This is a genomic window from Moorena sp. SIO4E2, assembly GCF_010671945.1.
Lineage (GTDB): Bacteria > Cyanobacteriota > Cyanobacteriia > Cyanobacteriales > Coleofasciculaceae > Moorena > Moorena producens.
In genome coordinates, this window is sequence record NZ_JAAHIE010000271.1 from 1 (window position 1) to 9,705 (window position 9,705).

Below are 9,705 nucleotides of genomic sequence, written 5' to 3' on the forward strand. Positions count from 1 at the left end.
TCTACAAAACTGCCGCCTTTTGTGTCTCTGTTTGTGTCTGTGTATTAATTGATTCAAGAAAATCTTCTGGGGGTGTAAAGCTTGCTGGATCTGCAGCTTTGTAATGAGTATCTGGATAGATCGGGCAATCGTAAATGCGCTCAAAAGGCTGCTCGAAGGTATCCCATTCTTTTTTAGAACGTAGGTAGCTCAATACAGGCTGGTCTCGTTCAGCCCAAAAATCCCCGGCAAACGTTTGAAGTACAAAGCGGAAACCGCCGGGTAAGTTTAGACCCATCTTATTCATGTCTCTGTTGAATTCATAGTAGTAAGAGTAGACCACTCGGAAGTAGGAGTCGTACCCTGTTTTGCATAAGTTTTCAAAGTCTTGACATGCCTCCAAATCATCCTTACCATCAAAAATTTCGTGTATTGCCTCAGCTGCTTTTAGTCCACAGAGCATGCTGAGAAAAACACCCCCAGAAAATACTGGATCTACAAAGCAGGCTGCGTCGCCAACAATAAAATATCCAGGTCCAGTAAACTGTTCAGAATAATAACAAAAATCTAATTCTACTTTCGGTTTATCAAACAAGGGAGTTGCGCCTTTTATCGCACTCTTAATGCGGGGAGAGCGATCGCAATGTGCTTTGAAAATTTCCTCGGGATTGCTCTGTTTTAGTAGGCTTAATGGCATCACAGCTCCAACACTCATCACGTTGGTTTCAATAGGTATCCCCCAGAGCCAACCATCTTCATGGCAGCTGAATAGCACGTCACCTTCAACACCTGGATTGTTTTCAGCAACCACATCCTTATAGTGTTGAAAAACGGCAACATTTTGCAGCTTATTATTCATTTTCCTTAGGTTAAAATGCTTGGCAATTAACCCAGCCCGACCACTAGCATCTACCACAAAGTTCGCTCGGGCTTCATGTCTGCAACCTTGATACTGATATTGGACTCCGGCAAGTCGTTCGCCATCGAATATGAGTTTCTTGACATCTGCTTCCTCTAATACTTGAGCCCCTGTATCCTTAGCATGATCCAAGAGAATTTTGTCAAAACGGGCACGATTAAGGTTGTATGAAAACGGGGTTTGCCCTTTTGCCACATTGCCAAAATTCTGCCGCCTCAGATCTCCAGTTGTCCCAGTTAAGAATTCAACTCCGTTTTTCTGCACAAACCCACCTTCCTTGATTTTGTCAGAGATATCTATCATCTCAAACAGCTTATACAGATAGGGCACCATCGACTCGCCGATATGAAATCGCGGAAACTTTCCCTTTTCCAATAAAAGAACTGAGTGACCATTCGCTGCTATCTTGTATGCACAAGTTGCTCCAGCAGGTCCGCCGCCAATGACAATTGCATCGAACATTTTGAAACTATCTGAATTGTTAAGTGTCATAAAAACCTCCTAAACGAAATACTTTGACAACTAGTTAACGATTTGATTTATCTAACAAGAAGTGTTGTACAACCTGTTAAATGGAGAGTGGCTGAATGCTTGCCTCAATAGTTTCCAAAGAAACGCGAGTAATTATTATTATTAGCATGCCATCTCCAGCTGATTAGAGTCAGATAAACTCCCAACATATTTTCGGGAAAAGTCTGCTGCAAATGTCTTCAAACTCATCAGTTGAGATATCTTAGACTGTTGGAGCTGCTTCATGAAGCGGTCATTCTCTGAATTTTGTTCATCGATATTCACCATATGAAGCAGCGAGTGGGAAAACTCCTGGGTTTGCCAGATCTCTGGCAGACGAATAGCTGAGTATTGTTGAAGGATAGAGTCATTGTGGCTGATTAGATAGTAGTTCACCATTAATTTGCCCAAAACCTCAGCATCCTGAATGGCTAGGTTCATGCCTTTGCCACCTGAGGGAGTGAGAATGTGGGCAGCATCTCCTGCAAGAAAAAGGTGCTTGTACTGGATTGGGTTCGAGACATAGCTCCTCATCCTCAGCACTTGCTTGTCAGTAATCTTACCTTCGGTCAGTGACCATCCATCTTTGGCAAGTCGAACATGGAGTTCTGACCAAACACGTTCATCGGGCCAATCATCAACGCTGTCGTCTAATGATATTTGCAGGTAATAACGGGAAATTTTTTCGTTCCTGAGCATATGACCGGCAAATCCATAAGGATGTATTGCATAGATAATATGCTCGGTTGAGGGAGGTGCTGCAGCCGTGATTGCTAGCCAAGAAAAATTGTAATTTTTGTAGTAAATATCTACAGCTTCCTCAGGAATTGATTTTCGGGCAATACCATGAAAACCGTCACATCCAGCAATGAAGTCGCAATCAATAACAATCGTGCTTTGTTTAATCTCGTCGTAACACGAGACTTGCGCAGGATAGCTATTCTTAACCACAAGACCTTTCGTGCTGAATCGTATTTCTCCGCCAGCCTCTTGAAACTTCTGGATCAGATCGACCAACAACTCCTGCTGAGGATAGGTATAGTGCGTTCGACCCTCACACATTTTGGAGTATTCGAGTACAAAGCTGTATTCCGGGCTTCGGAATTCACACTTCCCATGGGGCTTTCCTTCTCTCAACAAGCGGTCGGCGAGTCCATACTGCTTCAGAATACTTACCGCCTTGTGATCGATTAGTCCCGCTCGGGCACGGGAAAAGACCTCCTCACGACTGTATTTTTCGACTACTATACACGGGATCTTATTTTGCTGTAGGATGTTTGCCAATAATAGACCTGCCGGTCCAGCTCCTATAATGCAAACCTTCGTTGAGAAATGATTGTTAAGCATAGTGGCGTCCTATGAAATATTGAAATTTCAGAAGTTCTTCAACAGAATTAACCGATACTATTAGAGCTTTCGCCTAAAATTATTTTCCGGAAACTTCTCTGTAATCATCATGGTGTACTGATGATTGGAGATGACGCAGTAGGTTCTATACAGGAGATTATCTTCGGGTTCAATCTGGAAATAATCAGCTAAATCACCTGCATGTTCTTTGCCAAGTTCGACATTTTCTTTGAAGATTTCCACCTTGTTTTCGATCCAGAGTTTCCCAATGGGAGTTTTGGTCTGTAACAGTTGGCTTCGCATTTGTTCATTCAGTCTGTCGAGAACTAAAATTGAATCGGCATAGACATAATTGCGGTCACTCATCTTACCTTGAAGTAGCACTTTGCGAGCGATGACTTCTGTGTCTTTTTTGAGGTTCATCGGCAGGATGTCTTCTTTGATTGTAATCTTGTCTTCAAACAGCTTTTTGATTTTGATTGCTTCCCCCGAGTAGGCTTCAATCATATCCGTAACAGTGCCGTTTGTCGTCAGCAATATTCGCTGAAATGGGCTGAGTAATACAGGTTCGATGTAATTCCGCTTTCGCGGAAAGTTTTGGGAAAAAATTGGCCTTAATACTAGGGTTTGAGCGTTCATATGCATTATTTCTCTAGAATTGGGCAAAAAGACCTGTTTGATGAGATATTGTGAGTTGAATCAATCTAACTTAGCCTTCAATGTTTACTTCAACTCACAAGAAATTTTAAACAATGGCACTGAATTTTTGGGTAGCTTGAGGGGATGAAGGGGTGAGGGCTAACTTTTCCGGCCAACGACCCACTGTTTCACCAATAACTGCCATTTCTTGCATCAGTTCTTGATAGCGATGAGGCGTCAAGGATTGAGGGCCATCAGACAGGGCTTGGGAAGGGTTGGGATGAACTTCTATCATCAGAGCATCAGCTCCTGCTGCAATTGAGGCCATTGCCATTGCCGGGACGTATTCGGCTTTACCAGTCCCGTGACTGGGGTCAATCATAATGGGAAGATGAGTCAGTGTCCGCAAGACAGGAATCACGGATAAATCGAGGGTATTGCGGGTATATTTGCGGTCATGGGTGCGAATTCCCCGTTCACACAAAATAACATTGGAATTTCCGGCTGCTAAAATATATTCAGCCGCCATTAACCATTCCTCAATGGTTGCGGACATTCCCCGCTTCAGCAGAACCGGTTTCTCTTGAGCACCAACTCTTTTTAACAGAGAAAAGTTCTGCATATTACGAGCACCAACTTGGAGAATATCTGCAACAGTTGCTATCTTTTCAATGTCGGCTGCATCCATTACCTCGGTGATAATTCCCAAGCCTGTTTCTTGACGTGCAATGGCCAGCAATTCCAAACCACTCTCACCATGCCCTTGAAAAGCATAAGGGGAAGTCCGAGGTTTGTAGGCTCCACCACGTAGGAAATGAGCACCTGCTGCTTTAACTTGTTGGGCGGTTTCGACAATCATCTGTTCATTTTCAACCGAACAAGGGCCGGCAGTTTGAACGATGGGACTGTGTTCGCCAAAAGCAACAGAACCGTTCGGTGTTTCAACAATAATTTCACTGGGTTCACCATGTCGGAAGTCTCGACTCGCCCGTTTAAAGGGATGTTCAACTCGTGATACTTTTTCAATAAAAGGACTGACAGCCTGAATTTTTAAGGGATCGAGTTCAGCCGTGTCACCGACTAAACCAATCACCACTCGGTGTTTGCCGATGATTTTTTCGACGCTGACTTTGTATTGGGACAGTTCGTGTTTAATGCGTTCAATTTCGACTGTCGGAGTGGCTGCTTTGAGGACAATTATCATGCTTTATTTCCGTTGAGATTGGGTTTTATGATTTGGGAAGTGATTAACCGGACTTGATCTAACATCAACTTAGTTTTGACGAAGATCAGAAGTTGATATGTAGAGTGTGTAGGTCTTGGTGTGCATACTGAAAAACCCTTGATTGTTAGCTTCTAAAAACTTTTCGGGGTTCAGCGTATGTTTTATGCCGAAGAACGATTTTTTTTTCGAAACTTCTCAAAACTGACCTAGACCATTGGGTGAACAAGATTCACCGAAGCCTTGCTCCACTTGAGCTGAAACCAATTTCCAAACCTAGGTCTCATCAAGGGAACAGGACTTACTCAAAACTGGAATCCAAACCCTATAAGTGGTAAGTTGAGTTAGTAACGCACCCTACCAGTAGCCCTTGAGATTGGGTTTTATGATTTGGGAAGTGATTAACCGGACTTGATCTAACATCAACTTAGTTTGGACGAAGATCAGAATTTGATATGTAGAGTGTGTAGGTCTTGCTGTGCATACTGAAAAACCCTTGATTGTTAGCTTCTAAAAACTTTTCGGGGTTCAGCGTATGTTTTATGCCGAAGAACGATTTTTTTTCGAAACTTCTCAAAACTGACCTAGACCATTGGGTGAACAATATTCACCGAAGCCTTGCCCCACTTGAGCTGAAACCAATTTCCACACCTAGGTCTCATCAAGGCAACAGGACTTACTCAAAACTGGACTCCAGGAAAATTGGCGTACACCAATTACCAATTACCGATTACCAAGTCAACTTCGTAAGTCCTAGCAGGAATGAATACTTCCACCCAAGCTAGGGGTGAAGCGTTCCTGAAGTCAATTGAGAGCTTGCCTTGGGTTCACTATCATGGTCACATAGCGCGTTCGCGTAGCGTGGCCGAAAGGCCATCGCATTCGCGGCTCTTTGGTATCGACAGGCAACAGCGGTAGTGTTTCTGTCTGACCGGGAGGGATTTGGACTACCGATTGCCGAAGCCGCATCATTTGGTCGCTTTGTGGTGGTATCTCAAGGGAATCAAGCCGGTTTGGAAGCAGGGGGGTCTGCCATCATCACCGTTGATCCTGATCAGCCCAGGGAGGCAGAAGATCAGGAAACCCCCTGGAAGAACTCCTAGCTGCGATCGCGGTAGAGCAACCACCCACGAAAAACTTAGCACTAGCCAGATATCCGGCTGCTGACTGGATTACGAAACAGGTAATAGTCAGGACAAAACTAACTCCATCTTTGCCCCTTGGGGAAGAATGATGGATCCAAACTAGGACTTGGATAACTTCTTTTTAAAGACATCCGAGTTGAACTTAGCAGCGATTAGTTGAGGGCTGTTCGACCCCAGAAGGTATGGCAAAATGGTGATGGCTTCTTCTGGTTGCCATGGGTCTACTCCTATGCGCTTCAATAAGCTCTTGACCTGTTCAGACACCATGGCACTTCCAGACCAGGGTGCCCAATTGATGCTCAAAGCAGGTAATCCTAGGGCTTGACGATGATGTGCGATCGCATTCAGGAAAGCATTAGCAGCAGCGTAATCAGCTTTTCCCTGACAGCCCCACAGGGAGGCAATCGAGGAGAAGCAGACGAAAAAGTCTAGGTTCATCTCTTGGGTAAGTTGATGGAGCAGCCATGCCCCCATTACTTTAGGTTGCAGGGTAGCCTGAAATACATTCAGGTCCATCCCTTGTATCTCCTGATAATTTTCAATCCCGGCAGCATGGATAACACCTTTGAGGGGAATCTGAGTATTACGCAAGTGTTCAAATACCTCAGACATCTCATCCTGATTACTGACATCAGCCTGAGCCACAATCACCTTGGCTCCCATGGCTTTGAGTTCTTGAACCGCGTTAACCCGTTTCCAAGACTCACTGTCTTGGGGTAAGCTTGCCCACTGATCTGATGGTGGAAGTTCTCGGCGTCCTAGTAGCACTAGGTTTTTTGCCCCTTGTTCAACCATCCACCGGGCAACCCGGAGTCCTAAACTGCCCAAGCCACCAGTAATCAGGTAGATACCATCAGCCTGCACTGTTAAACATTCCGTTTGAGTGGGTTTGCTAGATACCAGGCGAGCCAGATAGCGTTGTCCCTGGCGGAATGCTACATGGTCTTCCCCGTCTCCCTGGCAAATTTCTGAGAACAGAGCCATGGCCTGTTGCGTAGCACCCTTATGATCAGAATTATCAGAATTATCAGAATTATCAGATATAGATGGGTCTAAATCGAGTAGCCCTCCCCAAATTTCAGAGTGTTCTAGGCCAATTACTCGTCCCATGCCCCACAAAGAGGCTTGAGCCAGTGCTACCGGAGCAGGGTTGGCTTCCACTGCTTGGCTGCCAGAGGTTACTAACCACAATTTCGGTAAGGTTGAACTACCAGTATTGACCAGTGCCTGAACTAGTCCCTGAACTAGGTGCAGTACGCTTCCACAACTCAATACGTGAGACTCTTCGAGAGAGGATGGTGTGAGTGCTTCAGACTGTTCAGTCTCTAGACTCCACAGATGAATTACTCCATGACAGGGCAATGGATTATTTCCAAGAATTTCCTGGAACAGCCGCTTAAAATGATTGGGATCAGCAGGGTTGATGGTTCCAAGTCCTCCTGGTAGGCTTTGGTCAACTTCACCTGGATAAATCAGGCAACAGCTGTGACCATGCGATCGCAAATTTTCTGCTAATGCCTGTCCTACGCCACCGTAATCCGCAAAGATCACCCATTGACCAGGCTCAGTTGCTTCAGTGGCCTGAGTTTCTGCTTCGGGTGTACGCTCTTGAAGTTGCCACTGAATCTCGTACAGGGAATCCTCGACCAGGGAATCGGTCAGGGACTCTGGGGTAACCTCCTGTTGCTCTTCCCCTACCAACAAGTTCGGTAGTGGTGTTTGAGATGGTGTTTGAGATTTCTGCTCTACCCAATACCGTTCTTTCTGCCAAGGGTAGCAGGGTAAACTCACAACCCGAGAATGGGAAGATCGGAATAGTTTATGCAACGCGACTGTAAAGCCTTGGGTGTAGAGTTTACCTAGAGAGGTGAGCATGGTGGCCCGTTCCCCCTGACTAGGGCGTAGGGAGGGTAAGACAACCCCGGCTTGATCGAGATGGTTGAGGGTTTGAGCAATATATCCGGAAAGGACAGGGTCAGGGCTAATTTCTAAGAAGATGGTATGACCAGCTTCCACTAGCGCTTCAATAGCTGGAGCAAAGCGGACAGGTTGCCTGATATTTTGCCCCCAGTAGATAGCATCGAAAGCTGAACCTTCACTAGAGCTACCGGTAACTGTAGAGTAGATGGGAATAGTTTCTGGCTGGGGTTCGAGCCCTTCCAGTTCCTGCACCAATTCCTGCTGAAAGGGTTCCATTTGGGAACTATTGAAGGCATAATTCACTGGCAGCAATTGGCATAACACCGACCGTTGCCGCTGTGCCAGGAATTCAAGGAATAATTCCATTGCTGTAGACTCTCCAGACACCACCGTTGAGGTGGGACTGTTAATTGCTGCGATGCCTAGGTTGGGGTTTGCCGATTCGAAAATAGGATCGTATTCAGACAACAGTTGTTCTGTATCCGCTACGGAGAGTTCCAATGCTGCCATCTTGCCATTGCCTGTAGCTTGCTGCATCACGCGACCGCGATCGCAAATTAACTTCACAGCATCGGTTAAGCTCAGAGTACCAGCAATGTGAGCTGCGGCCACTTCACCTAAACTGTGACCCACCACTGCTTTTGGCTCTATGCCCCAAGAACGCCACAGCCGAGCCAGGGCAACTTGTAGGGCAAAAATAGCAGGCTGAGCAATTTCCGTTTCCCCAAGGCGGGATTCAGACTCGTCCGCTGTTAACTCCGCTAACAAAGACCAGTTAGCCTGGGAGCGAATCAGGGCATCGCACTCCTCTATAGCCCCTCGAAATACTGGTTCCGATTGCAGTAGCTCCCGTCCCATCCCCCACCATTGAGGCACCTGACCAGAGCAAACAAAAACTACATTCGGGGGGCGGTTGCCCGGTTCACTACCACCAGCTAGGTCAACATCTGAGGGGTCTTGGAGTAAATCTTGCAGGCGCTCCTTCGCGTCTTCAGGGGAGTTAACTACCACAGCTAAGCGGTGTTGATGGTGAGTGCGCCGGACACTAGCGGTGTAGCAAATGTCCTCTAATAAGGTAGGGTCGATATCTCTAGTGGCTAACCAGTCTTGATAAGCCTGAGCCAGGGATTTGACCGCTTCTGGACTATGGGCTGAGAGCGGTAGTAAGTAGGGTGGCTTGAGGGGTCTTGTCTGATCCGGGACTTGGGAGGATTCAGGAGCTTGTTCTAAGATCACATGGGCGTTAGTACCGGCAAACCCAAAGGAACTGACCCCAGCCTTGGCTAAACCAAACTCCTCAGGCCAAGGACTTAGAGTCTGCTGAACCCGTAGCGGTAGAGTATCGAAGGGAATATCGGGGTTAGGGTCTTCAAAGTGCAAGCTGGGGGGTAGTTGTTGATGTTTGAGGGATAAGGCAACTTTGATTAAACTAGCAATGCCAGCAGCAGCTTCCAAATGGCCAATATTGGTTTTAACTGCTCCGACAGCACAATAGTTTCCCTCCTGACGATCAGTGGCAAGCACGGAAGCGAGGGCGATCATTTCCATGGGATCTCCCAGGGGTGTGCCAGTACCATGGGCTTCAATGTAGCTAATTTCCGAGGGTGCTACGCCAGCATTGTCTAAGGCTTGAGCGATCAGTTCTTCTTGAGCTGAACCATCGGGAACCGTCAGTCCCTTGCTACGACCATCGTGGTTAACCGCACTGCCTCGGATAGTGGCGTAAATCGGGTCATTATCAGCTAATGCCTGGGATAGGGGCTTGAGGACAATGCAACCTGCTCCTTCACTGCGAACGTAGCCATTGGCTTTGGCATCAAAGGCTTTGCAGCGACCATCGGGAGACAGGGCTTTTAGCTTACTTAGGGCAATGTGACCAATGGGTGACAGGATAATATTCACACCCCCAGCCAAAGCCAAGGTAGACTCTCGAGTCCAAAGACTCTGACAGGCCAGGTGAACTGCAACCATTGAGGAAGAGCAGGCGGTGTCGATTGCGATCGCAGGGCCTTTAAAATTGAATA

General features: G+C 46.5%; 7 protein-coding genes. 2 read left to right on the top strand and 5 right to left on the bottom strand.

Annotated features, from left to right (window positions below):
* Position 1 precedes the first annotated feature (1 nt).
* The 4 genes from F6K37_RS23490 to aroF form a co-directional block, all read right to left on the bottom strand.
* Positions 2-1,390, bottom strand: a complete 1,389-nt coding sequence (locus F6K37_RS23490) for an NAD(P)/FAD-dependent oxidoreductase (RefSeq protein ID WP_287252461.1) — start codon at positions 1,388-1,390, stop codon at positions 2-4.
* A gap of 141 nt (positions 1,391-1,531) precedes the next feature.
* Positions 1,532-2,755 carry a 4-hydroxybenzoate 3-monooxygenase gene (locus tag F6K37_RS23495; protein WP_287252463.1) on the bottom strand — a complete coding sequence of 408 codons (1,224 nt, stop codon included), beginning with the start codon at positions 2,753-2,755 and terminating at the stop codon, positions 1,532-1,534.
* A gap of 60 nt (positions 2,756-2,815) precedes the next feature.
* On the bottom strand, positions 2,816-3,400 hold the full coding sequence (locus tag F6K37_RS23500; RefSeq protein WP_502887771.1) for a chorismate--pyruvate lyase family protein: 585 nt from the start codon (positions 3,398-3,400) through the stop codon (positions 2,816-2,818).
* Positions 3,401-3,500: 100 nt separating this feature from the next.
* On the bottom strand, positions 3,501-4,598 hold the full coding sequence (aroF, locus tag F6K37_RS23505) for a 3-deoxy-7-phosphoheptulonate synthase (protein ID WP_287252467.1): 1,098 nt from the start codon (positions 4,596-4,598) through the stop codon (positions 3,501-3,503).
* A gap of 780 nt (positions 4,599-5,378) precedes the next feature.
* Between aroF and F6K37_RS23510 the strand changes: the two genes are divergently transcribed.
* Entirely contained in the window at positions 5,379-5,534 is a 156-nt protein-coding gene (locus F6K37_RS23510; protein WP_287252469.1) for a hypothetical protein, read from the top strand.
* Positions 5,534-5,719, top strand: coding sequence for a hypothetical protein (locus F6K37_RS23515; RefSeq protein ID WP_008188549.1), 186 nt, complete (start codon positions 5,534-5,536; stop codon positions 5,717-5,719). Before F6K37_RS23510 ends, F6K37_RS23515 begins: the two co-directional genes overlap by 1 nt.
* A gap of 141 nt (positions 5,720-5,860) precedes the next feature.
* Here F6K37_RS23515 and F6K37_RS23520 read toward each other — a convergent pair.
* On the bottom strand, positions 5,861-9,705 hold a 3,845-nt coding region (locus tag F6K37_RS23520; RefSeq protein ID WP_287252471.1), incomplete at its 5' end, for a type I polyketide synthase.

What these genes read in the sequence shown, in the direction of transcription:
- F6K37_RS23490 (WP_287252461.1), bottom strand. Translation starts at nt 1,390, where the DNA reads ATGACACTTAACAATTCAGATAGTTTCAAAATGTTCGATGCAATTGTC.
- F6K37_RS23510 (WP_287252469.1), top strand. Translation starts at nt 5,379, where the DNA reads ATGAATACTTCCACCCAAGCTAGGGGTGAAGCGTTCCTGAAGTCAATT.
- aroF (WP_287252467.1), bottom strand. Translation starts at nt 4,598, where the DNA reads ATGATAATTGTCCTCAAAGCAGCCACTCCGACAGTCGAAATTGAACGC.
- F6K37_RS23495 (WP_287252463.1), bottom strand. Translation starts at nt 2,755, where the DNA reads ATGCTTAACAATCATTTCTCAACGAAGGTTTGCATTATAGGAGCTGGA.
- F6K37_RS23500 (WP_502887771.1), bottom strand. Translation starts at nt 3,400, where the DNA reads ATGCATATGAACGCTCAAACCCTAGTATTAAGGCCAATTTTTTCCCAA.